The organism is Streptomyces sp. Rer75 (assembly GCF_013414305.1).
Lineage (GTDB): Bacteria > Actinomycetota > Actinomycetes > Streptomycetales > Streptomycetaceae > Streptomyces > Streptomyces himastatinicus.
Genome location: NZ_CP058693.1, coordinates 2198833 through 2225725, shown reverse-complemented (window position 1 = coordinate 2225725; position 26893 = coordinate 2198833). Strand labels below are relative to the sequence as shown.

Here is a 26893-nt window from a genome sequence, read left to right as displayed (position 1 = left end):
CGCCGTAAAGATCGCGTGCGTTGTCGGAGGTGGCCGGTAGTCTCGTACATACGATGACCGACGAGCTATCTCCCGCCGAGCGCTATGTGGCGGCCCGCCTCCGGGCCGCCGAGCAGGCCACCGCGCTGGCCCCCTTCCGCGAGATGTACGCCTTCGCGCTGGACCCGTTCCAGATCGAGGCGTGTCAGGCCCTCGAGGCCGGGAAGGGCGTGCTGGTCGCCGCCCCCACCGGCTCGGGCAAGACCATCGTGGGCGAGTTCGCCGTCCACCTGGCGCTCACCCAGGGCCGCAAGTGCTTCTACACCACGCCCATCAAGGCGTTGTCGAACCAGAAGTACGCCGACCTCGTCAAGCGCTACGGCGCCGACAAGGTCGGCCTGCTCACCGGGGACAACAGCGTCAATTCCGAGGCTCCGGTGGTCGTCATGACCACCGAGGTGCTGCGCAACATGCTGTATGCGGGCTCGCAGTCGCTGCTCGGCCTCGGCTATGTGGTGATGGACGAGGTGCACTACCTCTCCGACCGCTTCCGCGGCGCCGTCTGGGAAGAGGTCATCATCCACCTCCCCGAGTCGGTGACCCTCGTATCACTGTCCGCGACGGTGTCCAACGCCGAGGAGTTCGGCGACTGGCTGGACACCGTGCGCGGTGACACCGAGGTGATCGTCTCCGAGCACCGCCCGGTGCCGCTGTGGCAGCACGTGCTGGCGGGGCGCCGGATGTACGACCTCTTCGAGGAGAAGAGCGGCCGGGACGGCGACCAGTCCGGCCGTCGCGAGGTCAATCCCGACCTCGTCCGGCTGGCCCGGATGGAGAACAGCCGCCCCGCCTTCGGCCGCGACAAGCGCCGGGGGCGGAACAACATGCGGGAGGCCGACCGGGAGCGCGAGCGCCGCCAGCGCAGCCGGATCTGGACCCCGGGCAGAGCGGAGGTCATCGACCGGCTCGACGCCGAGGGGCTGTTGCCCGCCATCACGTTCATCTTCAGCCGGGCGGGGTGCGAATCGGCCGTCCAGCAGTGTCTGTACGCGGGGCTGCGGCTCAACGACGACGCGGCGCGCGCCCAGGTGCGGGCGATAGTCGAGGAGCGCACCGCCGGCATCCCCGACGAAGACCTCCATGTGCTGGGGTATTTCGAATGGCTGGAGGGCCTGGAGCGGGGCATCGCGGCCCACCACGCCGGGATGCTGCCCACCTTCAAGGAGGTCGTGGAGGAGCTGTTCGTCCGCGGCCTGGTCAAGGCGGTGTTCGCGACCGAGACCCTGGCGCTGGGCATCAACATGCCCGCCCGCTCGGTGGTGTTGGAGAAGCTCGTCAAGTGGAACGGGGAGCAGCACGCCGACATCACCCCCGGTGAGTACACCCAGTTGACCGGGCGGGCCGGGCGGCGCGGCATCGACGTCGAGGGCCATGCGGTCGTGCTGTGGCAGCGCGCCATGGACCCGGCCGCCCTCGCGGGCCTGGCCGGCACGCGCACGTATCCGCTGCGCTCGTCCTTCAAGCCCTCGTACAACATGGCGGTCAACCTGGTCTCCCAGTTCGGCCGGCACCGTTCGCGGGAGCTGCTGGAGACCTCGTTCGCCCAGTTCCAGGCGGACAAGGCGGTCGTCGGCATCTCCCGTCAGGTGCAGCGCAACGAGGAGGGGTTGGAGGGCTACCGCGCCTCCATGACCTGCCACCTCGGCGACTTCGACGAGTACGCGCGGCTGCGCCGCGAGCTGAAGGATCGCGAGACCGAGATCGCCCGGCAGGGCGCCGCGCAGCGCCGCGCGGCCGCCGCGGTGGCGCTGGAGAAGCTCCGCCCGGGGGATGTCATCCATGTGCCCACCGGCAAGTTCGCCGGACTCGCCCTGGTGCTGGACCCGGGGCTGGCCGCCGGGCGGTCCAACGGCCACCGCGGCTTCGAGCACCACGACGGGCCGCGCCCGCTGGTGCTCACCGCCGAGCGCCAGGTCAAGCGGCTGGCGTCGATCGACTTCCCGGTGCCGGTCGAGCCGCTGGACCGGATGCGGATCCCGAAGTCGTTCAACCCGCGCAGCCCGCAGTCCCGCCGGGACCTGGCGTCCGCGCTGCGCACCAAGGCCGGTCACCACGATGTGCGGCGGCACCGCAAGGAGCGCTCGCGGGCGGCCGACGACACCGAGATCGCCCGGCTGCGCGCCGCCATCCGCGCCCACCCGTGCCACGGTTGCTCCGACCGCGAGGACCACGCCCGCTGGGGCGAGCGCTATCACCGCCTGCTGCGCGACACCCGCCAGCTGGAGCGGCGCATCGAGGGGCGGACGAACACCATCGCCCGCACCTTCGACCGGATCTGCGCGCTGCTGTCCGAACTGGACTATCTGCGCGGTGACGAGGTCACGGACGTCGGCAAGCGGCTGGCCCGGCTCTACGGCGAGCTGGACCTGCTGGCCAGCGAATGCCTGCGGGACGGCGTGTGGGAGGGGCTGAAGCCCGCCGAGCTGGCGGCGTGTGCCTCGGCGCTGGTGTACGAGTCCCGGGCGGCGGACGACGCGCTGCCGCCCAAGCTCCCCACCGGCGCCGCCAAGGAGGCGCTGGGGGAGATGGTCCGTATCTGGGGCCGGCTGGACGCCCTGGAGGAGGAGCACAAGATCAACCAGGCCGAGGGGGTCGGCCAGCGCGAACCGGATCTGGGCTTCGCCTGGGCCGCCTACCGCTGGGCGTCCGGCCATGGGCTGGACGAGCTGCTGCGGGAAGTGGACATGCCCGCCGGTGACTTCGTGCGCTGGTGCAAGCAGCTGATCGACGTGCTGGGCCAGATCGCGGCGGCCGCCCCGGACGGCAGCGTGGCGCGTAACGCCCGCAAGGCGGTCGACGGGCTGCTGCGCGGGGTCGTGGCGTACTCCTCCGTCGGCTGAGGCCCTGAGGCCCTACGGCCCTGGGACCGGCCCTGCGGGGCCGGGGTCACGACGGGTCGTAGGTGAACGGCAGGGCGTTGCTGTTCCCGGCCGGGGTGTGGGCGACGACGCTCACCACCCCGGGCGGCCCGCCCGGGGTGGTGGCGACGACCTGGGTGTCCGAGATCGCGGCGAACGAGGCCGGGACGCCGCCGAAGGTCACCGAGTCGGTGTAGGTGAGGTTGCTGCCGACGAGCACGATCGACTCGCTCCCGGTGTCCAGGCCGTTCGGCGGGTTGAGGCTGGTGAGGACCGGGGCGCCGAGATACGTGTAGTGCGGGTTCCCGCTCCCGGTCGAGCTGGTGCCGCCGGGGGTGGTGACGGTGACCTGGACCGTGCCGGACCCGGCCGGGGCGGTGACGGTCAGCTGGCTGTCGGAGATCACGTTGATGGCGGTGGCCGGGCTTCCGCCGAAGGCGACGGCGCTGGTGAGGGTCAGATTGCTGCCGAAGACGGTGACGGTGTTGCCTCCGGTGGCCGGGCCGAGGTGGGTGGAGAGATCGTTGACGACCGGCGCGGTGATGTAGGAGTACGGCAGCGGGTTGCTGGTGCCGCCCGGCGTGGTGACGGTGACGTTGACCGCGGACGGCGGCCCTGCGGGCGCGGTGACGGTGATCTGGGTGGCGGCGTTGGTGAGGATGGCCGCCGCGTTGATCCCGAACATGACCGAGGTCGCCCCGGAGAGATTGGTGCCGGTGATCGTGACCGTGTTGCCGCCGGAGGGGGGACCCGAGGCCGGGCTGAGCGAGGTGAGAACGGGGGCCGCGACGGTGGTGTAGGTGAAGAACACGTTCTGGGTGCTGGTCCCCGACGGCCCGGTGACCGTGACCTTGACCGTGCCGGTCCCCGCGGGCGTCCTGGCCGTGATCTGCGTGCTGCTCACGACGGCCACGTTCGTGGCCAGGCTGGAGCCGAACCTCACCGCGGTGGCGCCGGTGAAGCCGGAGCCGGTGATGGTGACGGGGGTGCCTCCCGCCGGGGTGCCCTGGGCGGGGCTGACGCTGGTCACTATGGGGGCCATGACGCGGTTCTCCTTCTCGTACCTCGACGGCAGCGCCCTGGCCGGCGGCTGTCGGCCAGGGCGTGAGGGGGCGTCGTGCCGGTCATGCCGGGCTCCCGACGCCTGCTGATCCGGCCTGACCGACAAGACACCCCCTGGGGCGACTGCGCGGTGACGCTGTCGGAGCTCGGTCGTCGCCGGCGTCAGGTGATGGTGAACGCCTGGGCGTTGGAGTCCCCGCCACAGGTGCTGACCGTGATGGTCCCGGCGCCGGTGGCGAGCCCGCCCGGCACGGTGGCGACGAGCTGGGTGTCGCTGAAGGGCGTGAAGACCGCGGTGGCGGTGGCGGCGGCACTGTCGGTGAAGGTGACGGTGTCGACGCCGATGAAGGACGTTCCGTTGATGGTGACGTCGTCCCCGGCCGTGCCCGTCGCGGGCACCACGGAGGTGATGGCCGGCGTGAGGTAGTAGTCGACCAGGGTAGTGCCCGAGGTGCTGGTGCCGCCGGCCGTGGTGATGGTCACCGGCTGGGTCGACACGGCGGCGACCTGCCCCGGGTTGGCCGGTGCGGTGAAGGTGACCTGGTTGGTCTGGGTGGGGGTGACCGCGACGCTGCCGACGGTGCCCACGGCGACCTGAGTGCCGGTCAGGAAGTTGGTGCCGAACAGCGTCGCCGCGCCACCGGTGGCGGCCGACAGACAGGTGACGCTCAGCCCGGTGGTCGTCGGCGTGGCGATGACGAAGAACGGCAGGGCGTTGCTGGTGGCGCCGGTGTTGCTGGTCACGCTGACGGCGACCTGGCCGGAGCACGGCGCCGTGCTGGGCACGACGAAGGTGACCTGGGTGGCGGTGACGCCCGTCGGGGTGACGGCCGTCGACCCGAAGTTCACGCGGGTGGTGGTGGCCATCGCGGTGCCGTTGATCTGGACGGTGTCCCCGGGTTTGCCTTGGTTGGTGGTGGTGGTCGTGTCCACCACGGAGGTGATGGTTGCCATGATCCTTCTCCTTCGATGGAGCCGCTGCGCCGGGAGGCGCGGAGAGCAGGCCGATGGCTGACGCGCTCCGCGACCGCGGAGGACGTCCCGGTGCGCGGGAACGGCTGGTGAAAGACCCGTGGCCTCGGGGCCGGCGCCTGGGGGCGGGTCTTCGGGATGAAGCGACTCGGCGCCGTGTGCGAGGGGCGCCGTCCATCTCGCTGCTTCCGATTTAAGCCATCGGGTGAAGGGGCCGGAAGGTGGAACTGGAGCAACCGGGAATTCATGTGTAAGTAGGGTTAAAACCTGTTAACGGATTTTCTCTGCCGTCGTACGCCCCCACTTGACGACCGCCGAAGGTCCCCGAAAGCACAACGGGCGGGCGGACGGTCCCAGCCGTCCACCCGCCCGCGTACGCGCGTGTGTGTGCGGTGTGCCCTACGCGGCCGCCTCCTTGGGCGCCTGGGCCTCCTGCTCGGCCTCCACCTGCTGGTTCCACTCCCGCTTCGACGCCTGCCAGCCGTCCTCGTTGTGGCCGCGCCGCCAGTAGCCGGAGATGGAGAGCCACTCGCGCGGCACCTCGCGCTCCAGCCGCAGATAGCGGCGGATCTCCTTCACGAAGCCCGCCTCGCCGTGTACGAAGGCATGCACCTGCCCGGCCGGGAAGTCCAGCCCGCGGACGGCCGCCACCAGCGCCTCGCCGACCGGCGCGGCGCCCCGGTGCAGCCATACCACCTCGGCCCCGTCCGGGACGGCCAGTTTGTGCTCCTCTTCCGGTCCCTCGACCTCGATGAAGGCGTGCACGACGGGCCTGCCCGCGCCCTGGGGCCGGTGGGCCAGCCGCTCCAGCGCGGCGGCGATCGCGGGCAGCGCGCTCTCGTCACCGGCGAGCAGGTGCCAGTCGGCGTCCTCGTGCGGGGCGTAGGCGCCGCCCGGCCCCTGGAAGTAGATCTCCTGGCCGGGCCGCGCGCGTGCCGCCCACGGTCCGGCCAGGCCCTCGTCGCCGTGGACCACGAAGTCGATCGTCAACTCGCGGGCCGCCGGGTCCCAGGCCCGCACCGTGTACGTACGGGTGACCGGCCACTGCTCGCGCGGGAGTTCCTCGCGGATCCGCTCCAGGTCGAACGGCTCGGGATACGCCACGCCCTCGGCGGGGAACAGCAGCTTGACGTAGTGGTCGGTCCATTCACCGGCGCTGAAGTCGACGAGACCGTCGCCACCGAGCACCACCCGCACCATGTGGGGGGTCAGCCGGTCGGTGCGTACTACCTGCGCCCGGTGGGGCCGCGGACGTTTACGGGCAGGACGGTCTGCCATGGCGGGCTCCTTGATCGGCGATGGTTAGGTTAAGCTAACCTAACACCTTATCCCTCAAGGGTGGAGAGCACCCGCCGCAAGGATCCACCCAGTCCCCAGCGCTCCGCGAGCGCGTCCACCGCCCGCGGGTCGCGCGGCGTCCGCGGCACGGCGGCGTCGAACGGCGGCAGCGGGACGTCCGAGGCGACCCGGACGACCTTGGGGGCGACCGCGAGATACGGCCGCGCCTCGTCCAGCCGCTTGCGCTGCGCAGGGGTCAGCTTGGAGCCGGGGTCGTCGACCGCGGCCATGATCCCGGCCAGATCGCCATGGGCCGCCAGCAGCTTGGCGGCGGTCTTCTCGCCGACCCCGGGAACGCCCGGCAGGCCGTCGCTCGGGTCGCCCCGCAGCAGCGCCAGATCCGCGTATCCGCTGCCGTCCACCCCGTACTTCTCGCGCAGCAGCGCCTCGTCCACCAGTTGGAGCGTGCCGACGCCCTTGACCGGGTACAGCACCCGCGCCCGGCGCTCGTCGCTGACCAGCTGGAAGAGGTCGCGGTCGCCGGTGACGATGTCGACCGGGCCGGTCGCGCGCCCGGCGAGCGTGCCGATCACGTCGTCCGCCTCGTAGCCCGCCGAGCCCACCCGGGCGATGCCGATCGCGTCCAGCACCGCGTCGATCACCGGGACCTGCGGGGAGAGGGTGTCCGGAACCTCCTCCTCGTCGACCGCGGTCGCCTCCGGCGCCTCCTCGGCGACCCGGTGCGCCTTGTACGTGGGGATCAGCTCGACCCGCCAGGCGGGCCGCCAGTCGAAGTCCATACAGGCCACCAGATCGTCCGGCCGGTGGTCCTGGACCAGCCGGGCGATGAAATCCAGCAGCCCGCGCACGGCGTTCACCGGAGTGCCGTCGGGGGCCTTGACCGAATCAGGCACCCCGAAATAGGCGCGGAAGTACAGAGAAGCGGTGTCGAGAAGCATCAGGCGTCGGGTCACATCTCGATAATGCCGTACGCCGGTGACACTGCCGGACTGGGAATGTGAGCTGGGTCACCGTATGGTTTACGCCATAAGGACAGGGGCAGGCGCGCCCCCGGAGCGAGGCCCTTGCGTGATTCAACTATTGCGTAGGGCATGCGGTCCCGGTGCCGTGCTGTTCCACGACCTGCCGGCGGGGGTGGCGGGTCGTTTTTTGGTGCGATATGAGAGGTATATGTGTCCAAACTGCGAGCCGAACACCTGTACAAGGTGTTCGGCAGAAGACCCGATGAGGCGGTAGCCGATCTCGAGGGCGGTGCGGACCGCGAGAAACTGCGGGCGGAAGGCACGACGGCTGCGGTCATCGACGCCTCCTTCGCGGTCGAGGCGGGCCAGACATTTGTCGTCATGGGTCTGTCCGGATCCGGGAAGTCCACGCTGCTGCGCATGCTGAACGGGCTGCTGGAGCCGACCGCCGGACGCGTCCTCTTCGACGACGACGACCTCACCGCGCTCAGCCCGCGCGATCTGCGCCAGGTGCGCTCCCACAAGATCAGCATGGTCTTCCAGCACTTCGCGCTCTTCCCGCACCGCACGGTGCTGGAGAACGCCGGGTACGGCCTGGAGGTCCAGGGCATACCGGGCGAGGAGCGTGTGCGGCGCGCCACCGAGGCCCTGGAGATGGTCGGTCTGGCCGGCTGGGAGAAGTCCTGGCCCGACGAGCTGTCCGGCGGTATGCAGCAGCGCGTCGGCCTCGCCCGCGCCCTGGCCACGGACGCCGACGTGCTGCTGATGGACGAGTCCTTCAGCGCGCTCGACCCGCTGATCCGCCGCGATATGCAGGATCAGCTGGTCCAGCTCCAGAAGCGGCTCAAGAAGACCATCGTCTTCATCACCCACGACCTCAACGAGGCCATGCGCCTCGGCGACCGTATCGCCGTCATGCGTGACGGCCAAATCGTCCAGATCGGCACCGCCGAGGACATCCTGGTCACCCCGGCCAACGACTACGTCGCCTCCTTCACCCAGGACGTCGACCGGTCCCGGGTGCTCACCGCCGGGGCGATCATGTCGGACCCGGCCGAGGTGCTGGGCACCACCGCCGACGACGGCACGCCGCTGCGCACCGAGCAGGACGTGCTGGACGCCGCCCCCGCCACCGTCGGCACCGACACCCCGATCGCCGAGCTGTTCACCCCCTGCTCGCGCAGCGGCACCGCGGTCGCGGTGACCAACGGTGACGGCACCCTCGTCGGTGTCGTCGCCCGCGCCCGGCTGCTCGCCGTCCTCGGCGACGGGGACACCGGTGGCGACGGCGCGACACCGCCGTCACCCGGCGGCGGGGACGCGCCCGAGTCCGCGAAGAAGGTGATCACCGGTGCCTAGGCTCGAACTCGGCGACTGGATCAATTCCGGCGTCAACTGGCTCCGTGACAACCTGAGCTGGCTCTTCGACTTCATCTCCTCCGTCGTGCAGGGCATGTACGACGGGGTGAACTCGGTGCTCAGCGCGCCCGAGCCGCTGCTGTTCGCGGGCATCCTCGCGGTGCTCGCCTGGTGGCTGCGCGGGCTGCTGCCCGCCGTCCTCGCCTTCCTCGGCTTCGCGCTCATCGATTCGATCGAGCTGTGGGGCGAGGCGATGAACACCCTCGCACTGGTGCTGGTCGCCGGTGTGATCACCATCGTGTTCGCGGTGCCGCTGGGCATCTGGGCCTCCCGCAACCGCGCCGTCAGCGCGGCGATCCGCCCGGTGCTGGACTTCATGCAGACGATGCCCGCCTTCGTCTACCTGATCCCCGGCATCTTCTTCTTCGGCCTCGGGGTCGTCCCCGGTGTCGTCGCGACCGTCATCTTCTCGATGCCCCCGGGCGTCCGCATGACGGAGCTGGGCATCCGCCAGGTCGACGCCGAGCTGGTCGAGGCGGCCGACGCCTTCGGCACCCATCCGCGCCGCACCCTGCTGCGCGTCCAGCTGCCGCTGGCCCTGCCCACCATCATGGCGGGCATCAACCAGGTGATCATGCTGGCGCTGTCCATGGTCGTCATCGCGGGCATGGTCGGCGCCGAGGGCCTGGGGTCCACGGTCTTCCAGGCGATCAGCTCCGTCGACGTGGCCATGGGCTTCGAGGGCGGCATCGCGGTGGTCATCCTGGCCATGTACCTGGACCGGATGACCAGCGCGCTCAATCAGCGCGTCTCCCCGCTGGCCCGCCGCGCGCTGGCCAAGGAGAGGGCCAAGGCGCTCACCGGTTCGCGGGTGCTGCACTGGCGGCCCGCGACCTCGGTCGCCATGGTCGGCGTGGTCGCCCTGGCGCTGGTCGCCGGCGGCATGAAGATGTTCGCCGACGACGACACCGGCCCCGCCGTCTCCGCCAACGTCGGCAAGGGCCAGTCGGTCAACCTCGGCTACATCAACTGGGACGAGGGCATCGCCTCCACCTTCCTGTGGAAGGAGCTGCTGGAGGAGCGCGGCTTCAAGCCCAAGGTGCAGTCGTACGACGTCGGCGCCCTGTGGACCGGCATGGCCGCGGGCAACATCGACATGCAGACCGACGCCTGGCTCCCGGCCACCCACGCCACGTACTGGTCCAAGTACAAGGACAAGCTGGAGAACCTCGGCTCCTGGTACGACAAGACCTCCCTGGAGGTCGCGGTCCCCTCGTACGTCAAGGGCGTGAAGTCCCTCGACGACCTCAAGTCCAAGTCCAGCACCTTCCAGAAGAAGATCATCGGCATCGAGCCCGGCGCCGGTGAGATGAAGCTGATGCAGGACAAGGTCATGCCGGGGTACGGCCTGAACAAGGACTACCAGCTGGTCAAGGGCTCCACCGCGGCGATGCTCTCCCAGCTGGAGCGCTCCTACGCCAAGAAGGAGCCGATCGCGGTCACCCTGTGGTCCCCGCACTGGGCGTACGACAAGTACAAGCTCACCAAGCTGAAGGACCCCAAGGGCGCCTTCGGCAAGGGCGACCACATCGACACGATTGCGCGCAAGGGCTTCTCGAAGAAGAACCCGCAGATCGCCAAGTGGATGAAGAACTTCAAGCTGAGCGAGAAGCAGCTCACCAGCCTGGAGTCGGCCATCCAGGACGCCGGTAAGGGCAAGGAGCAGGAGGGCGTGCGCGCCTGGATGAAGGACAACCCGGGGATCGCGAGCAAGCTCGCCCCGGTGCCCGGCGGCGCCGACCAGAAGGGCAAGGACGCGGGCGCCGCGCCGAAGATCGGCTACTTCCCGTGGGACGAGGACATCGCGACCACGTACCTGTGGAAGAACGTCCTGGAGAAGCGCGGCTACAAGCCGTCGATCAAGCAGTACGACGTCGGCTCGATGTTCACCGGGATGAGCACCGGGCAGATCGACGTCGAGTTCGACGGCTGGTTGCCGGTCGCGCAGAAACAGTACTGGGACAGATACAAGAAGAACCTCGTCGATGTCGGGTCGTGGTACGACAAGACCTCTCTCGAGATCGCCGTGCCGTCGTACGTCAAGGACGTGAAGTCCCTGGCCGACCTCAAGGGGAAGTCCGACCTCTTCAAGGGCAAGATCGTCGGCATCGAACCGGGCACCGGCGAGATGAAGATCCTCAAGAGCAAGGTCCTGAAGGCGTACGGCCTGGACAAGGAGTACAAGGTCTCCGACGGTTCCTCCCCGGCGATGCTGGCGGAGCTGGAGCGCTCGTACGCCAAGAAGGAACCGGTGGCCGTCGTCCTGTGGACCCCGCACTGGGCGTACAGCAAGTACAAGCTCACCAAGCTCGCGGACCCGCAGAAGGCCTTCGGGGCCAACAACCAGCTCCACACGCTCGCCCACAAGTCCTTCCCGAAGAAGTTCCCCGAGTTCAACGGGTGGCTGAAGAAGTGGCACATGACGGAGAAGGAGCTGGCGACGCTGGAGCAGGCCGTGCAGGACGCGGGCAAGGGCAACGAGGAGGAGGGCGTCCAGAAGTGGATCGACGCCCACCCCGGCATCGTCGACAAGATGGCGCCGGTCACCCCCTGACCCCCGTCGCCCCGCTGTAACACCATCCGCCGCCGCGGTCCGGAGCCCCATCGCTCCGGCCCGCGGCGGCGGCCGTTCGCGGGGGCCCGCGCCGTACCGTGGGGCGATGAGTACTCGTGCCCGCGTACGGAGCGTGGTGTCCCTCGTGCCCTCGCTCACCGAGTCCGTCGCCGCCACCGCGCCCGGCCTGCTGACCGGGGTGACCGACTGGTGCAGCCATCCGCCGGGGCTGAGCGCGGAGCGCGTCGGCGGCACCAAGAACCCCGACACCGCCCGCATCGCGGCCCTCTCCCCGGACCTCGTCCTCGCCAACGAGGAGGAGAACCGCGCCCCCGACCTCGCCGCGCTGCGCGCCGCCGGGCTGGAGGTGATGGTGACCGAGGTACGGACGCTGGAGCAGGCGTTCGCCGAGCTGGACCGGGTCCTGGTGCGCGGCTGCGGGCTACCGCGGCCCGGCTGGCTGGACGAGGCCGAGGCCGCCTGGGCGGACGTCCGGGCCGTCCGGGCCGCCGGGCCGGAGCGGCGGGCCGTGGTTCCCGTGTGGCGGCGGCCGTGGATGGTGCTGGGCCGGGACACCTTCGCCGGGGACCTGCTGGCCCGGCTGGGCGTACGGCATCTCTACGCGGAGCACCCCGAGCGCTACCCCCGCATCCCGATCGACGAGCTGACGGGGTGCGGCGCGGAGCTGGTGGTGCTGCCGGACGAGCCGTACCTCTTCACGGCCGACGACGGGCCCGAGGCGTTCCCCGGACTGCCCGCCGCGCTCGTCAGCGGCCGCCATCTGACCTGGTACGGCCCCTCGCTGGCGGAGGCGCCCGCCGTGCTGGGCGCGGCCCTGGAGGCGGCTCGGTGAGGACCGGGCTCAGGGGGAGGCGTCGGGAGCCCGGCATGCTCGGCAAGACACCCCCCTAGGGCGCGAGCAGGGTGCCGCGCGCCAGGCCGAGCGCCGTGCGCGCCGCGACCAGCCCCCACGCCGCCACCAGGGCGGCGTACAGCCCCGCCGCGAGCCAGCCAAGCGCGTGCAGACCGGTGTGCCGGGCCAGTGCCGCCGCCCCCGTGACACACGTGCCCACCGGAAAGGTGAACCCCCACCAGGTCATCGCGAACGGCATCCCGCGCCGCACCGTCCGCACCACCAGCGCCCCCGCCGACGCCAGCCACAGCAGCGCGAACCCCATCACGGGCACCCCGTACGCCACCGAGGCGAACCGGACGGCGGCCTCCGGCACCCCGGGCGTGTACGCCGCGGCGTCGGCCAGCCCGCCCGCGGCCGTCGTGGACTGCCCGAGCGGGCCCAGCACGAGGAACAGCGCGGGCGTCAGCGCCGCCGGGAGCGGACCGTGGCGGACCAGCCGGTCGAAGATCAGCGGCAGCATCAGGAACGTCCCCAGCAGGCTCGCCCCGGCCAGCGCCACGCACCCCAGCAGCAGCGCCTCCCGCCCCTGCCCGGGCGGCAGATGCGGCACCAGCGCCGGACCGGTCGCCGCCGACACCATCGGCGCCACCACGGGCAGCAGCCACACCGGGGACGCGTCCCCGGGGCCGATCCGGTGCGTGACGACCATCAGGGCCGGGATCCCGGCCGCCGTCAGCAGGGCGGTGAGCGTTCCGGCCGCCCACAGGGCCGCGTCCACGGCCACCGCCGCCCGTACGCCGATCACCTGCGCCCCCACCGACAGCGTCGCCGCGCCGACCGCCGACAGCGCCATGGGGAGGCAGCCGTGGAAGGGCGCGACCGCCGGGTCGAGCAGATCGGCGCGGGCCCGGTCGCGATGGCGCGCCCAGTGCGCCGCGCGGGCGGCCAGCACGGCGCAGAGCATCAGCGCCGACAGCCCCCACACCACCCGGCACACGCCGCTCAGCCCCGGGACGCGCACCGGCAACCCGGCGCCCGCGGTGGCCACGATGGCGGTGCCCATCACCGTGGCGTACCAGTTCGGGCCGAGGCCGCGTACGGACGGCCGGGGCGGGTGATTCCGGACGGCGGCGGGGAGGGGCGGGGCGGGCGCGGCAGTGACCATGAACGCACCTTCGCCCGGTGCCGCGCCTCCCACCAGGCCCGTCTTCTCTATGAGGGCATAAGCTGACGTTATGAGCGAGCAGCGCCGGAAGCGCCCCACACCCGGCGACGACGGCCCGGCGCACCCCACCCCCCTCGCGTACCGCGTCCCCGACCTCGGCGCGCTGGAGCTGCTGCTCGCCGTCGCCCGGCTCGGCAGCCTCGGCCGCGCCGCCCGGGAGCTGGGCATCACCCAGCCCGCCGCGAGCAGCCGGATCAGGGCGATGGAACGGCGGCTGGGCGTCGCGCTCGTGGACCGCTCGCCGCGCGGCTCCCGGCTCACCGCGCCCGGGGCGCTCGTCACGGACTGGGCGCGGCGCGTGGTGGAGGCGGCCGAGGCGTTCGACGCGGGCGTCCACGCGCTGCGCGACCGCCGCGACTCCCGGCTGAGGGTCGCCGCCAGCATGACGATCGCCGAGTATCTGCTGCCCGGCTGGCTGATCGCCCTGCGCGCCCTGCGCCCCGACACCGCCGTCTCGCTGCTCGCCGGGAACACGGCGGCCGTCGCCGGGCGGCTGCTGGACGGCGAGGCGGACATCGGCTTCGTCGAGGGCCTGGACACCCCGAACGGTCTGGACGGCGCGGTCATCGGCCACGACCGCCTGACGGTGGTCACCGCTCCCGGCCACCCCTGGGCCCGCCGCCGCACCCCGCCCGACGCCGCCGAACTGGCCGCCACACCGCTCATCCTCCGCGAACGCGGCTCCGGCACCCGGCAGGTGCTGGACGCCGCGCTCGCCGCCCACGGCGGCTTGGCCGCGCCCCTGCTGGAGCTGGCCTCCACGACCGCCGTCAAGGCGGCCGCGGTGAGCGGGGCGGGCCCCGCGGTGCTCAGCCGCCTGGCCGTCGGCGAGGAGCTGGCGGCCCGCCGCCTGGTGGAGATCGCGGTCCAGGACATCCCCCTCCGGCGCGACCTGCGCGCCGTCTGGCCGTCCGGCCCCCACCCCACAGGACCGGCCCGCGACCTGCTCGGCCTGACGCGACCGGGCCCGGCTCCCACCGTCTGAGCCGGGCCCGGCGCTGCCTTTCGGATGTCCGTCGACGGTTTCCGATGCCCGTCAACGGTTCAGACGGCCGTCAGATGTGCCGTCAGATGTGCAGGTCGCAGCACCCGTCGCGCCGCAACTGCCGCCCGACCTCCAGCCAGTGCTCCGCCGACCGCCCGTGCGCCGCACGGGCACCGGCGGGCGCCGGGAACGCCTCGACCAGCTGCCGCTGCTCGAACGGCACCCCGCCCCGCAGCACCGACACCGTCCGTACCATCGAGTCGAAGTCGGTGAAGGGATCGCCGTCCACGACCGTCAGGTCCGCCAGCTTGCCGACCTCCAGGGTGCCCAGATCCCGGTCGGCGCCGAACGCCCGCGCCGGGAGAACGGTCACCGTGCGCAGCGCCTCCGCGGGCGACATCCCGAATCGGTGCAACGCCCGCAGCCCCACGTGCAGATGGAGCCCCACCGGTGCCAGCGGCTGGTCCGTGCCCAGGGCGACCACTCCGCCACCGGCCAGGATCCGCCGGTATATGGCGATCTCGGCGCGCAGGGTGGCCAGCTGGGCGTCGGTCGGCGGCGCTCCGGCCAGCTGCCGCACCAGGGCGGTGTCCCACGGCGGCATCAGCCGGGTGACGCGCTCGTCCTCGGCCAGCGAGGGGTCCGTGCCGACGAGCGGCTGGGCGGCGAACGGCGTGGCGATCAGCCGGAAGTCGGAGGCCGTGTAGATCTCCGTCACATCCTGCTCGGCGCGCCCCGTCCCCGTCGTCACATGCCCGAACTCCAGCCGCTGCGTCGCCTGGAGATGGGTCGTCAGGTCCTGGCCGAGCTGTATGCCGGGGGTGCACAGATGGCTGCCGGAGCGCACCCCGAGCCGGTCGTGCGCGAAGCGGGCGGCCTCCTCCATGATCCATCCGGGGGCGCGGACGTACGTCTTGACGAAGTCCCAGTCGAGGGCCGCGGCGCGGTCCAGCGAGCGCCGCAGTCCTTCCCGGGTGCGGTGCGCGCGGCCCATGCTGTACGCCACCCGCGGCCCGTCCAGCAGCTCTCCGGTGGCCAGCAGCCGCGGCCCGGCCAGCGCGCCCGCCGCGACGGCCTCCCGCAGCCGCGCCTGCTCGTAGGCGAAGCCGCCGAACGAGACGGCGGTGGTGATGCCGTACGCGAGCTGGAGCGCGGTCTGGCGGCCGCCGTAGGTGTACTGCCAGGGGTGGGTGTGGGCGTCCCACAGCCCGGGGACGACGGTGTGGGACGAGGCGTCGACACGGCGCTTCGCGGGCCGCCCGCCGCGGTGCGCCTCGACGGCGGCGATCCGCCCGCCGCGCACCACGATGTCGACGTCCTCGCGGACCGTGCCGCCGCCGCCCGTACCGTCCCAGAACCTCCCGGCGCGCACCACGGTGTCGGCCGGGCGCGGGCGCCGGTGGTCGAGCGGGACGCGCACCGTACGGACGTCACCGCTCGCGACGTCCAGCAGCCGCAGCCTGCCCGCCGACAGATACAGGATGCTGCCCGAGTCCGCGGACCAGGACGGATGGTCGGCCGCCTCGTCGGTCAGCCGGCGCGGGTCGCCGTCCGGGCTGCCGTCCTGCCGGACCGGCAGCAGCCACAGGGCGGACTCGGCGACGACCGCCATGTGGCGGCCGTCCGGGGACCAGACGGGGCCGGAGTCATAGCGGTCGGTCAGGGAGGTGTGCGGCGCGACGGCGTGCAGTTTCGCGGTGCCGCTGCTGGTGTCGACGACCCGGATGAGGTTGTAGCCCTCGCGGAATCTCTGGTTCAGCCGGTTGCGGTCGCACAGCGCGACATAGCGGCCGTCCGGCGACCAGGTCGGGCGGCCGGGCAGCCCGCCCGCCCCGAGCGGCGCGGCCAGCACCCGTTCCGTACCGGCGTCGAGGTCCCGTACGACGAGGTTTCCCGACATGTCGATACTGGCGAGCCGTTTGCCGTCGGGGGAGAGCGCGGGGTGCACCCGGCCGCCGGAGGCGAGCACCTTCTCCTCGCCGGAGGCCAGGTCCCGGCGGCGCACCGCGAGCAGCCCGTCCCGGTCGTCGGCGTACACCAGGGCGCGCCCGTCGCGCGTCCAGGTGGGGGCGAGCAGATACCGGGTGGCGTCCGCCCGGACGACCCGGCGCGGGGCGCGGCCGCCCGAGACGTCCGCGATCCAGAGGGAGTTGAGGGCGGCGAAGGCCACCTCGCGGCCGTCGGGCGACAGCGCGGGCAGATGCAGTCCGCGCACCGGGCGCGCCCCGCCGCCCTCGAAGTCGTACCGCTTGACGGGGTACCGGGGCCGGTCGACCGGCAGGGTGGCGGCGAACGGGATCTCCTCGCCCTTGGCCGGTGCGTCGGGGCGTACCAGCCGGAACCGCCCGTTCACCGTCAGCAGCAGCTCCTCGCGCGAGACCCACCGCGGCGGCACCGGCTGCACATCGCCCTCGACCGCGACCGCCGTGCCGTCCACGACCAGCGTGCAGGACGCGTCGGGGGCGACGGTGGTGCGCAGATAGGCGAGCTTGCCGCCCGCCGACACGGACGGCGTCATCACCTGGGCGCCCGTGGTCGCGTCGGTGCGCTCGACGGTCACCGGCCCGGTGCCGTCCGCCCGTACGGAGGCCACCGTACGGGCGTCCAGCGCGGTCGCGCCGGGCACGCCGCGCACGAACAGCACGCGCTCGCCGTCCGGGGACCAGGTGGGGTCGAAGTCCTCCCAGGCGCCGCCCTGGAGCGGCCCGTCCTGGCCGGGGAGCCCGGTCAGCCGGGTCAGCTCGCCGCCGGCGACGTCCAGCACCCACACCCGGTACGGGCTCCCCGCCACCGGATCGCCGCCGCGCTCGGAGGCGAAGGCGATCCGGGTGCCGTCGGGCGACCAGGCCGGTCCGCGGTCGTCCCACGGCCCGTCCGTGCGCTGCCGCAGATCGGAACCGTCGGGGCGCAGCGTCCAGATGTGGAAGCCGCCGCCCCGGTACGCGCACACGGCCAGCAGCTTCCCGTCGGGGGAGTGGACCGGACGGGTGGGCTCCAGATCGGGCGGGGTGAGCGCGACGGCGTCGCCACCCTTGCGGGGGACGGACCACAGCACGTTCTGGACCTCGGCGATCAGCCGGTCGCCGGAGGGGGAGAGGGACGCGGCGCCGTTGGTGGCCGCCGTGAAGGAGAGCGAGACCCGCCGCGCCTCCGCCCGGGCCGCGGCCTGGGCCACCGCCTCGGCGGGCAGCGCGGCGGTGCCGGCGGCGACGGCGGTGCCCGCGGCGGCCGCCTGGAGAAAGCGCCGTCGGGAGAAGGGGGACGGGGCCCCGTCCGATGCCTCGTCAGGTGCTTCGTATGTATCCAACGATCCTCCTGGTACAGGGAGTTGCACGGTTCAGGAGTTGCAGGTGGTACGGAAAGCGCTTGATCGTTACACACCGCCCGTGCTCCCGGTCAACACCTCGTCAGCACCTTGTCGGCGCTGCGTCAACACCGGCCCGTACCGGCGACAACCACCCGCCGGCACCGGCAACAACGCCCGTCCATGGCCTTGGCTTGGCGGCCCGGCGAAGGGAGAGTGGGATTCCGCCCTCGTCACGAGGGCGCCATCCCCAACGGCCCAGGAGACGAGAGCGCATGCCAGCAGGCGGCATCACCCACCGCACGGACCACCTGACCGCCCCGGACGGCGTGCGCGTCGCGACGTACACCTGGCAGCCGGAGTCGAGCCCCGCGCGAGCGATCGTCCAGATCGCCCACGGCGCCGCCGAACACGCCCGGCGCTACGACCGCTTCGCCCGCTTCCTGGCCGGCCACGGCTACGCGGTCGTCGCCTCCGACCACCGCGGCCACGGGGCGACCGCCGAGTCCACCGGCGGCCTCGGGGTCGTCGGTGAGGACGGCGACGGCTGGCGGGCCATCGTCGCGGACCTGCGCGCCATCGGCGACCGCGCCCGCGCCGACCACCCCGGAGTGCCGCTGATCCTGCTCGGCCACAGCATGGGCTCCATGCTGGCCCGCGACTGCGCCCAGGAGTACGGCGGGGAGCTGGCCGGGCTCATCCTCTCCGGCACCTTCCGCTCACTGCCGGGCGCGGAGATCGAGGACGCGATGGCGGCCATCGAGCGGGAGGTCGCGGAACGCGGCCGTACGGCCCTGTCCACCTTCGTCCCCACGCTCTTCGCCTCGTTCAACGACCCGTACGAGTTCGGGACGGGCTTCGAATGGCTCTCCCGGGACCAGGCCGAGGTCGCCGCCTACGCAGCCGACGAGCACTGCGGCTTCCCCTTCAGCGCCGGACTCTCGCTGGACTGGCTGCGCGCCGTCCGCAAGATCAACGACCCGCGCAACCAGTCCCGCATCCCGGCCGCGCTCCCCGTCCACCTGGCGGTGGGCACCGAGGACCCCTGCAACCAGCGGATGACCCTGGTCTACGAACTCCTGGAGGACTTCCGCTACGGCGGCACCCGGGAGCTGAGCTGGAAGGGATACCAGGGCGCCCGGCACGAGATCCTCAACGAGACCAACCGCGACGAGGTGCAGCAGGACCTCCTGGACTGGCTCGACAAACACCTCTGAGCCGGGCCGCCGGTCACCGCCGCCCGGTCCTCAAAAATCCGGCGATGCGCTCACGCAACGACACCGGATCGAGCCCCTGCCCCGCCAGATGCTCCTCCATCGTCCCGTAGCGCCGCAGCTCGCGCCGGGCGATACCGAGCCCGAGCACCCGGTGCGGAACGTCGGCGAGGGCGTCGTTCGCGGCCGCCGTCGACGTACCCGCGAGGTACGGCTCCACGAGTACGACGTCCGTAGCGGCGGCGGCCGCACCGGTGGCGGACCGTAGCGCGCGCCCGTCGAAGGGGCGCACGGTGGTGGCGTACAGCACGGTCACGTCCAGCCCCTCGCCCTCCTCGACGGCCGAGAGCACGCCGTCGAGCATCGGCCCGACCGCGACCACCACCCCGTCGCGCCCCTCCCGCACGGTCAGGAACCGCCCCGGGGCGATGGGCCGCGGCGCCGCGTTGGCGTGCGCCGACAGCCGTACGTACACCGAGTCGTCCCCGGCCGCGGCCGCGTCCCGCAGCAGCGCCTCGGCCTCGTCGGGGTGGCCGGGGACGTGCACCGTCCAGCCGTCGAGGGTGTCCATCAGAGCGACGTCACCGGGCGCCATATGGGTGAAGCCGCCCGCGGGCCAGTCGTACGACCCCGCCGCGCTCACCAGCACCCCGCCCACCCCTTGGTGCCCGAAGTCCAGCTTCACCTGCTCGAAGGGCCGCTCGACCAGAAAGCTGGCGAAGGTGTGCAGGATCGGTCGCATCCCGGTCAGCGCCAGTCCACCGCCCACGCCGACGAGCAACTGCTCCCGGATACCGACGTTGATCACCCGGTCGGGGTGGGCGCGCAGGGCGTCGGCGAAGCCGTCCTTGCCGATCTCCGCCAGGACGACCGCCAGCCGGGGGTCGTCGTCGAGGAGACGGGAGGCGGTGGAGGCGAAGCGCTCACGCATGGTGTCCACGAAAAAATCCCCTTAACGAATAAGCCGAAAAGCCGAAAGGTACGGAAACACGCAGAACGGGCCTCACGCCCCCTTGCCCTCGACCCGGGCGACGACGGCGCGCGGCCGCCCCGGATGCGGTGCGGTGAAGGCGTCGTACAGCGCGTCGTGGTCCCGCCCGTCGACCGTCGCCGTGGACCAGCCCGCGGCCTCGAACCGGGAGGCGATGCCGCCCGGGCGGCCATAGGTGGCGGAGGCGTTGTCGACGACGAGTGTGTGCAGCCGCTCCAGCCCGGCGGCGCCCGCGTACGCGATCGCCTCGTGGTTGCTCCCCTCGTCCAGCTCGGCGTCGCCGATCAGCACCCACACCGCGGGCCCGCCGTCCCCGTCGAGCCCCTGTGCCCGCAGGCCCAGCGCCGTCCCCACCCCCAGCGGCAGCCCGTGCCCGAGCGAACCACTGCTGATCTCGGCCCCCGGCACCAGCACCCGGTCCGGATGGTGGCCGAGCGGCGAGTCGTACGAGCCGAACCCCGGCAGCAGCGAGTCGGCGAAGAACCCCTTGGCCGCGAGCACGGCGTAGTACGCCATGGGCCCGTGCCCCTTGGACAGCAGAAACCGGTCCCGCCCCGGATCGTCCACGGTCTCCGGCGAGACGCGCAGCACGCGGTCGTACAGCACCCAGAGCGCGTCGAGCGTGGAGGTGGCGGCTGGCCCATGCTTCTCGTCGCCGGTCATCAGGCTCATCAGCCGCGGAAGGTCGGTGTAGGTCGAGGTCATACGGAGAGCCTGCAACTTCAAGTCGACTTGAAGTCAAGCGCTAGCATCGCGCCCATGACCTCGTCCTCCGATCGCCTCACCATCGGCGAGCTGGCCGCCCGCAGCGGCCTCGCCACCTCGGCCCTGCGCTACTACGAGGAACTCGGCCTGATCCACTCCGAACGCACCGTCGGCCGCCAGCGCCGCTACCCCCGCGCCACCCTCCGCCGCGTCGCCTTCATCCGGGCCGCCCAGCACGTCGGCCTCACCCTCGACGAGGCCGCCGCGGCCCTCGCCCGCCTCCCCGCCGACCGCGCCCCCACGGCCACTCAGTGGAACGCCGTCGCCCGTACCTGGACCCACCGCATCGACCAGCGCATCGCCGACCTGGAACGCCTGAAGCAAAAGCTCACCGGCTGCATCGGCTGCGGCTGCCTCTCCCTGCGCAAATGCGCCCTCTACAACCCCTCCGACACCGCCTCCACCCACGGCCCCGGCGCCCGCTACCTCCTCGGCGACACCCCGCCACCCCCCGAAAACACCCCGTAACCCCGGGTCGCCCCGAGCCCTCGCCCAGGGGTGGAGGCGAGCACCCCCTGAAGTGCGGTATTGTTCTTCATGCGCGCCCGGCAAGGGGAAAGCCCAAGCCGGACAAGCACCGGGACGTGGCGCAGTTTGGTAGCGCACTTGACTGGGGGTCAAGGGGTCGCAGGTTCAAATCCTGTCGTCCCGACCAGCGTTTTCGCAGGTCGGAGGCCGTTTCCGCGGGTAGCGGAAGCGGCCTTTGTCGTGTCTGGGCAGGGAGCGATGGGGAGCCCTCTGGGAGCCCTCGTGCTCCCAACTCGCGGACGTGTCAACGGTGTCCGATTCGTCCGTCACCCGATCCGGTAGACCTACGGCGCCATACTGAGCCCCTGTGTGCCGTCGTCAACCGTAGGCCCCTGAGGTCACCCCATCGATCCGGATGCTCTCTGCATCGAGAGGCATAAGAACCCCTTGTCGGCTCCCGACCCTCTTTCGGGGTGGGAGCACGGCGCCGTGCTCCCCATGCGACAGGAAGAGCGGGGGAGCGGGGACCGTGTGCCGCTCGAAAAGTCATCGCCGCAGGTGAGCGGGATGCAGTCAGTTCGCTGGGATCATGTCCTGCGTGATTGCGTCCTTGCTGTACAAGGGGACCGGAAGCTGCTCACTGTTCCATCGGTGCTCCTGCGTCGCGGGACGGCGAAGGAGACGGAACTGCTGGTGCTGCGGCACGAGAACGCGGTCCTGCGTCGCCAGTTGCCCGGATCGGTCCGTTATGAGCCCGCCGACCGGTTCTGGTTCGCCGCCCTGTCCGGGCTGATACCCCAGCGCCGCTGGCTCAAGATCTTCCCTGTCGCCCCCGGCGCCCTGCTTGCCTGGCACCGCAGGTTCATCGCCGTGAAATGGGATTACACCGCGCGCCGGGGCACCGGTCGCCCACCCACCCCGGCAGCGATCAAGAAGCTCGTCCTGCGCCTGGCCAGGGAGAATCCGACGTGGGGGCACCGGAGGATCCAAGGTGAGCTGGCTCGACTCGGGCGCGTCCTGATCACGGGAGAGCGCCACCTACGCCTCGTCGTCAGTAAGTACACAGAGCACTACAACGAACACCGGCCACACCGATCCCTCGGACAACGAACGCCGGACCTACTCACCGAGCCCGAACCACCCACCCCCACCGACAACACTCGAGTCCTTCGACGCGATCGACTCGGCGGCCTCATCCACCAATATGCGCAGGTCGCATACGGTGACACCGTTTCCGGCACCCGCAGGTTTCGGAGACGCTCGGCGACCAGGATGCGGACCTGCGACGGTTGGCGAAGGAACTGACCGGGGCTTTGCGGGACGTGCTCCGCGTTGCGACCAGCCACGGTCACCTCTTGGCGGCGAGCGAACCTCACCGTTGCTGAAGCGGCGGCCGAAAACGGCGCCTGCCTACGACGACCTCCCACTCCACCACAACAGGGAGAGGAGCCCGTCACCCGCCCGGAGTCCTCTCCCCGTCGCGTCATGTCAGCCGCGATCGATACTGTGAGTGCCGAATATTACATCCGCCCTGGTCAGGTGTCGGGTGCTGGTAGCGGTCTCATAGGTTCGAAACCTGGGTAGTTGCGTTGTTCGGTGGGGCGCGATGCGCCGCGTCGAAGCTGATCCATGTGCCACTTGACCGCTTCCGTGTACGGCGTCGTACGGAGCTTGACGGCGTGGCAGATCGGCGACGTGGCCGGTGAGGGGCGGTGGCAGTCGGTGTTTCGATGATCGATGTTGCTGCTCACAAATAGTGTGCCAAGCAGTGCATGTCGAGGGGTATATTGTCAATGTGACAGCAATCCGATACGGTCGGCACCATGCGTGATGATTCCTGGGCGCCGCCGTCCGTTCTGCTCACAGTTGACCTTGTAATCCTGACGTTGCGTGAGGGGCGGCTGTGTGTCCTGCTCGTGGAGCGGGGCAAGGAACCCTTCGCTGGCATGCAGGCGCTGCCCGGCGGCTTCCTCAACCACGCCGGTGAGGCGATCCCGGAGGCCGCTCGCCGCGAGCTGGGCGAGGAGACCGCTGTTGATGCCCGGCAGTTTCATCTGGAGCAGTTGGCCACCTATGGGGATCCAGGGCGTGATCCGCGTGGGCGGGTCGTCTCGGTTGCGCATCTGGCGATCGCACCGCGCCTTCCTGAGCCGGTCGCGGGAACGGATGCCGCGAATGCCTCATGGATTCCGACGGACACGGTCCTTTCCGGGCAGGTGAAGCTTGCTTTCGATCACGATCGGATAGTGACGGACGGAATTGAACGTGCCCGTACGAAACTCGAGTTCTCCGCACTGGCCACGGCGTTCTGTGGAGACCTTTTCACCATCGCCGAGTTGCGGCAGGTGTACGAGGCGGTGTGGGGCGTCACGCTCGACACCCGGAATTTCTACCGGAAGATCCAGGCCGTGGACGGGTTCATCGTTCCGGCCGGGACGGGACGCAGGACCACGGTGGGGCGCCCCGCACGTCTGTTCCGCGCGGGACCGACCACGGTGCTCTCGCCTCCGCTGGTCCGGCCCGCGCCAGCACCGGCGGGACAGCAGGTGGATGAACAAACAGAGGAACACGCAAAGGAATGAGAATACATGTCAAATGACCTGGTGGTGATTCTCGCTGCCCTCAATCTCGAATACGAGGCCGTGCACAGGAAACTGGCCGATCCACAGGTGACCGTACACAAGAGCGGCACGCGGTTCGAGGTCGGTACCGTGCCGGGCACCTCGTGCCGTGTGGCACTCGGCCTGACGAGCAAGGGGAACCATTCGGCCGCAGTGCTGGCGGAGCGCGCGATCGAGCACTTCTCTCCGGCAGCCGTACTGTTCGTCGGTGTCGCCGGGGGCATGCGGAGCTCGATCGCGCTGGGCGACGTGGTGATGGCCACCCATGTGTACGCCTACCACGGCGCGACCAGCGAGGACGACGGACTCAAGGCGCGGCCCCGGGTGTGGGAGGCGCCGCACGGCACCATCCAGCTCGGCCAGCATCTGGCCCGGATGACGGACCGGGTCGGCCACGCATCGGAGAACGGGGAAGTGCCGCGGGTGCACTTCGGCCCGATAGCCGCCGGTGAGGTCCTGCAGAACTCGCGGAACTCCGCCGAGGCCGCATGGCTCCGGCAGCACTACAACGACGCGTTCGCGATCGACATGGAAGCCGCCGGCGTGGCACAGGCCGGCCATCTCAGCAGTCTGCCGGTCGGCATCGTCCGCGGCATCAGTGACCGGGCGGACGGCACGAAGAACGGTGCGGAGGACCGCGAGTGGCAGCCACGCGCCGCGGCGAACGCGGCGGCTTTCGCGGTACGGCTGGCTTCAGAACTGATCAAGGAAGCGGAACTGGCAGAGAAAGCGGAAGAAGAGGAGCGGACCGTCATGGCCCAGAAAGACAGAACTGGCAGGGGCAGCGGAAGCGTCGTCAACACGGCCTTTTCCAGCACGGTGGGATTCATGGCCGGAGAGGTCACCGGCAGCACCATCCACGTCGGCGGGGCAACTCCGAAGGCGTCCACCCCGACGGAACTGGTCGCGGAGCTGGACCACTTCCGTGACCACCTGACACGACACCACGCCAACGGGACCCTCGACGCGGACACTCTCCACGAGGCACAGGGCGAACTGAGCATCGCGAGGCGCGCAGCGGAGAAGTGCACCGCGAACGCCCCGGCGTATCCGAAGAAGGCAGCTATGGCGCTCAGGAAGTTGCGCGGCCTGCTCGCCGACCACCCGGAACTGGCCGCCGGTCTCGCGTCCCTGATCGCGGCGGCGGGTGACCCGGTATGACCGAGGGCTTTCCCTCCACGCACAACGAGGCGCACGATTCCTTCGTCGGCTTCCAGGCCTCGGACGTACACGACTCCACCATCAACATCGTCCCGCCGGACGCTTCGCCCCAGAAGAAGTACGAGGTCGGGGTCCGCTGTCTGGAAGAAGGCTTGCCCGGCCGGGCGCGGGAACTGATCTGGGACGCGATCACCCACAACCACGACGGCCCGCAGATCCGCTTCCACTGGACGCTCGCCATGCTCAGCAAACGCGCCCACCACGACCTCAGCGCCGAGGAGCGCCGTCAGCTGGACCGGACGCGGGACGTCATGCAGGGCTACGCCGAGGACAAGGACTGGAAACCCGGTCTGCAGGTCGTCTTCGATCTGCTGGCATTGCCCGGCAAGGCTGACAGTGAGACCGCCGCCGTGCTGAAGCGGCTGAGGGATCTGGCACCGCCCCAGCGTGACCTGATCGTCCACCACCTCGACCTCGTGCTCACCAGCCGGACAAAAGCCACCCTGTGGGCCGAGATCTGTGAGCTCGCCAAGGCCGGGCAGTTCCGTGGTGACCGTTCCCGGCGGGTCCGGTACTACTTCGAGCCCGATCCCATCGGGGCACGGACCCGGCCTCCCGAGGAGAGCACCGCCTTCCGTTACCGTCCTCGCCTGGCGGCCTGGACCGGTCTGTTCGTCGTCGCCGCGGGATTCCTCGGGATCTCGGCAGTGATCGCGGAGCCGCTGACCGCGATCGTCGAGCTGCTGATCGCGCTCGGCACCGGATTCCTCGCCGCCCGGTTCGGCCAGCGATGGTGGCACAACAAGCACCGGCTGCAGGCCAAGGAGCAGGAGCTGGACCAAGCGTCGAACCAGGAGCCGGTACCGGATCCGGCCGCCCCCTCCCCCGCACCCGCGGGCGGCGGAGCCCCCGCCGCGGACGGGTTCACCAGCCGCGTCCGCAAGTCCTTCGAGCACTACTTCGGCAAATACGTGCCGCACGGGTTCGACCATCCCGAGTGGCTCGCCCACACCGCTGGCATCCGCGCCGTTCTGGCCGCCGAGGTCGCGTTCCTCTACCGGGAAAGCAGAATCAGCGTCGACCGGGTCAACTGGCTCATCCGCTACCTGGCCCGGGACGCCAAGGACCGCCATCACAACGGCGCGCTGTTCGCCCACCGGCAGCGGTACCGGACTCCGGTGACGACGAAACTCGCCTGCGGGCTCGCCCTGGCCGTGCTGGGCGTCACGTCCCTGGCCATCACTGTCACCGCCGCGACAGGTTCGGCGGGTGCGTTCCACGGCCTCCTCACCTTCGCCGTGTTCTTCGGCACCATCGGGAGCGGGCGCCGGGCAGCTTCGGTGTGGCTGGACATACGCAGCGAGGAACAGCGGCTCGTCGAGGAGACGCAGGAGTACCACCGGCGGATGTACGCCCGTGAGGAGGAGTTCCAGCGCTGGAAGGAGCGACTGGAAGCCATCCGGCCCTCCGACGCCGAGATGGAGGCGTGGCTCAGCCACGACAAGGTCCTTTTCACCGCCGATGTGCTCCGTCACCACCAGCTCACCTGGTACGACATCATCGCCCACACGATCCTGACGACACCGGCACGCCCCTACAGACGAGCACGGCGCCGAGGCGGCCCCTGGCGCTACTCCCGATACACCCTCCGGCTGTTCCTGGCCACACGGAACGGTATCCGTGAGATCAGCACCGAAGTCGACTTCGCCCGCGCTACTCGCCCGGGCGAACAACGCACCAACTACCGCTTCAACGCCTTCTCCTCCGTACAGGTCACTGAGGACGACCGCATCGGCTACGAGATGGCGCTGCTCCTCTCCAACGGCCCCGCCAGAACCATCCGGATTAAGGACGCCGACAGCCACCAACTCGAACCGTACGAGAACGCCCGGGACCTCTCGCAGAACAACCTCGACGCGGCCGGCTTCGCCCATACGTTCCGCCTCCTGGAGGGCATCGCCGCCGACGGGAAGGCATGGATCGAGCGGAACAACGCCGACAGTCCACCGCCCGCGGACAGCACCGACTGAGTCCTCCCGGACCGGATCCGGAGGCCGACCGTCCAGGGAACTGTCGAGAGCACGGCAGCTCCCTGAAGGTCCAGGCACCACGGGCCGAGTACGGGTACCACCGAGCCA

At 71.0% G+C, this 26893-nt stretch carries 19 protein-coding genes and 1 tRNA gene; 12 read left to right on the top strand and 8 right to left on the bottom strand.

The genetic code is table 11. The annotated features are described in order from the left end of the window. Positions 1–53 precede the first annotated feature (53 nt). Positions 54–2879: an RNA helicase gene (locus HYQ63_RS09050; RefSeq protein ID WP_179933347.1), complete on the top strand. Its 2826-nt coding sequence runs from the start codon at positions 54–56 to the stop codon at positions 2877–2879. Positions 2880–2925: 46 nt separating this feature from the next. On the opposite strand, the gene HYQ63_RS09045 is transcribed toward HYQ63_RS09050, so the two are convergent. The 4 genes from HYQ63_RS09045 to HYQ63_RS09030 form a co-directional block, all read right to left on the bottom strand. Next, positions 2926–3939 (bottom strand): IPT/TIG domain-containing protein, encoded by a 1014-nt coding sequence (locus HYQ63_RS09045; RefSeq protein ID WP_179933346.1) that lies wholly within the window; start codon positions 3937–3939, stop codon positions 2926–2928. Positions 3940–4121: 182 nt separating this feature from the next. Then, positions 4122–4913 (bottom strand): IPT/TIG domain-containing protein, encoded by a 792-nt coding sequence (locus HYQ63_RS09040; protein ID WP_179933345.1) that lies wholly within the window; start codon positions 4911–4913, stop codon positions 4122–4124. A 417-nt stretch (positions 4914–5330) separates the two neighbouring features. Then, entirely contained in the window at positions 5331–6209 is an 879-nt protein-coding gene (locus tag HYQ63_RS09035; protein ID WP_179933344.1) for a siderophore-interacting protein, read from the bottom strand. 47 nt (positions 6210–6256) lie between these two features. After that, positions 6257–7168 carry a 5'-3' exonuclease gene (locus HYQ63_RS09030; protein ID WP_179939897.1) on the bottom strand — a complete coding sequence of 304 codons (912 nt, stop codon included), beginning with the start codon at positions 7166–7168 and terminating at the stop codon, positions 6257–6259. A 234-nt stretch (positions 7169–7402) separates the two neighbouring features. Between HYQ63_RS09030 and HYQ63_RS09025 the strand changes: the two genes are divergently transcribed. The 3 genes from HYQ63_RS09025 to HYQ63_RS09015 all read left to right on the top strand — a co-directional run bounded on the left by HYQ63_RS09025 (position 7403) and on the right by HYQ63_RS09015 (position 12018). Further along, positions 7403–8551: a glycine betaine/L-proline ABC transporter ATP-binding protein gene (locus HYQ63_RS09025; RefSeq protein WP_179933343.1), complete on the top strand. Its 1149-nt coding sequence runs from the start codon at positions 7403–7405 to the stop codon at positions 8549–8551. Beyond that, entirely contained in the window at positions 8544–11165 is a 2622-nt protein-coding gene (locus HYQ63_RS09020; RefSeq protein WP_179933342.1) for an ABC transporter permease/substrate binding protein, read from the top strand. Before HYQ63_RS09025 ends, HYQ63_RS09020 begins: the two co-directional genes overlap by 8 nt. Positions 11166–11271: 106 nt before the next feature. Further along, on the top strand, positions 11272–12018 hold the full coding sequence (locus HYQ63_RS09015; RefSeq protein ID WP_179933341.1) for a helical backbone metal receptor: 747 nt from the start codon (positions 11272–11274) through the stop codon (positions 12016–12018). Positions 12019–12073: 55 nt separating this feature from the next. Here HYQ63_RS09015 and HYQ63_RS09010 read toward each other — a convergent pair whose 3' ends face one another. Further along, entirely contained in the window at positions 12074–13186 is a 1113-nt protein-coding gene (locus HYQ63_RS09010) for a TDT family transporter (protein ID WP_179933340.1), read from the bottom strand. 70 nt (positions 13187–13256) lie between these two features. Here HYQ63_RS09010 and HYQ63_RS09005 point away from each other — a divergent pair, with 70 nt between their 5' ends. Continuing rightward, complete coding sequence (locus tag HYQ63_RS09005) at positions 13257–14231, top strand: LysR family transcriptional regulator (RefSeq protein WP_179933339.1); 975 nt, start codon at positions 13257–13259, stop codon at positions 14229–14231. Between the two features lie 82 nt (positions 14232–14313). On the opposite strand, the gene HYQ63_RS09000 is transcribed toward HYQ63_RS09005, so the two are convergent. Further along, on the bottom strand, positions 14314–17538 hold the full coding sequence (locus HYQ63_RS09000) for an amidohydrolase family protein (protein ID WP_179933338.1): 3225 nt from the start codon (positions 17536–17538) through the stop codon (positions 14314–14316). Between the two features lie 272 nt (positions 17539–17810). Between HYQ63_RS09000 and HYQ63_RS08995 the strand changes: the two genes are divergently transcribed. Further along, entirely contained in the window at positions 17811–18752 is a 942-nt protein-coding gene (locus HYQ63_RS08995) for an alpha/beta fold hydrolase (protein WP_179933337.1), read from the top strand. 13 nt (positions 18753–18765) lie between these two features. Here the strand turns inward: HYQ63_RS08995 and HYQ63_RS08990 are convergent, their stop codons facing one another. Continuing rightward, entirely contained in the window at positions 18766–19689 is a 924-nt protein-coding gene (locus HYQ63_RS08990) for a transketolase family protein (RefSeq protein WP_179933336.1), read from the bottom strand. 63 nt (positions 19690–19752) lie between these two features. Beyond that, positions 19753–20445 (bottom strand): transketolase, encoded by a 693-nt coding sequence (locus HYQ63_RS08985; protein ID WP_179933335.1) that lies wholly within the window; start codon positions 20443–20445, stop codon positions 19753–19755. A 54-nt stretch (positions 20446–20499) separates the two neighbouring features. On the opposite strand from HYQ63_RS08985, the gene soxR reads away from it, so the two are divergent. From soxR to HYQ63_RS08955, 6 genes are all read left to right on the top strand, one after another. Continuing rightward, complete coding sequence (gene soxR / locus HYQ63_RS08980; protein ID WP_179933334.1) at positions 20500–20973, top strand: redox-sensitive transcriptional activator SoxR; 474 nt, start codon at positions 20500–20502, stop codon at positions 20971–20973. Positions 20974–21083: 110 nt separating this feature from the next. Beyond that, positions 21084–21160: transfer RNA gene (locus HYQ63_RS08975), tRNA-Pro, on the top strand. 344 nt (positions 21161–21504) lie between these two features. Continuing rightward, positions 21505–22278, top strand: a complete 774-nt coding sequence (locus HYQ63_RS08970) for an integrase core domain-containing protein (protein WP_257231756.1) — start codon at positions 21505–21507, stop codon at positions 22276–22278. Between the two features lie 518 nt (positions 22279–22796). Beyond that, positions 22797–23555 (top strand): NUDIX domain-containing protein, encoded by a 759-nt coding sequence (locus HYQ63_RS08965; RefSeq protein ID WP_179933333.1) that lies wholly within the window; start codon positions 22797–22799, stop codon positions 23553–23555. Positions 23556–23561: 6 nt separating this feature from the next. Further along, positions 23562–24755, top strand: a complete 1194-nt coding sequence (locus HYQ63_RS08960) for a 5'-methylthioadenosine/S-adenosylhomocysteine nucleosidase (RefSeq protein WP_179933332.1) — start codon at positions 23562–23564, stop codon at positions 24753–24755. After that, positions 24752–26785 carry a hypothetical protein gene (locus tag HYQ63_RS08955; protein WP_179933331.1) on the top strand — a complete coding sequence of 678 codons (2034 nt, stop codon included), beginning with the start codon at positions 24752–24754 and terminating at the stop codon, positions 26783–26785. The genes HYQ63_RS08960 and HYQ63_RS08955 overlap by 4 nt, the downstream gene beginning before the upstream one ends. Positions 26786–26893: the final 108 nt, after the last annotated feature.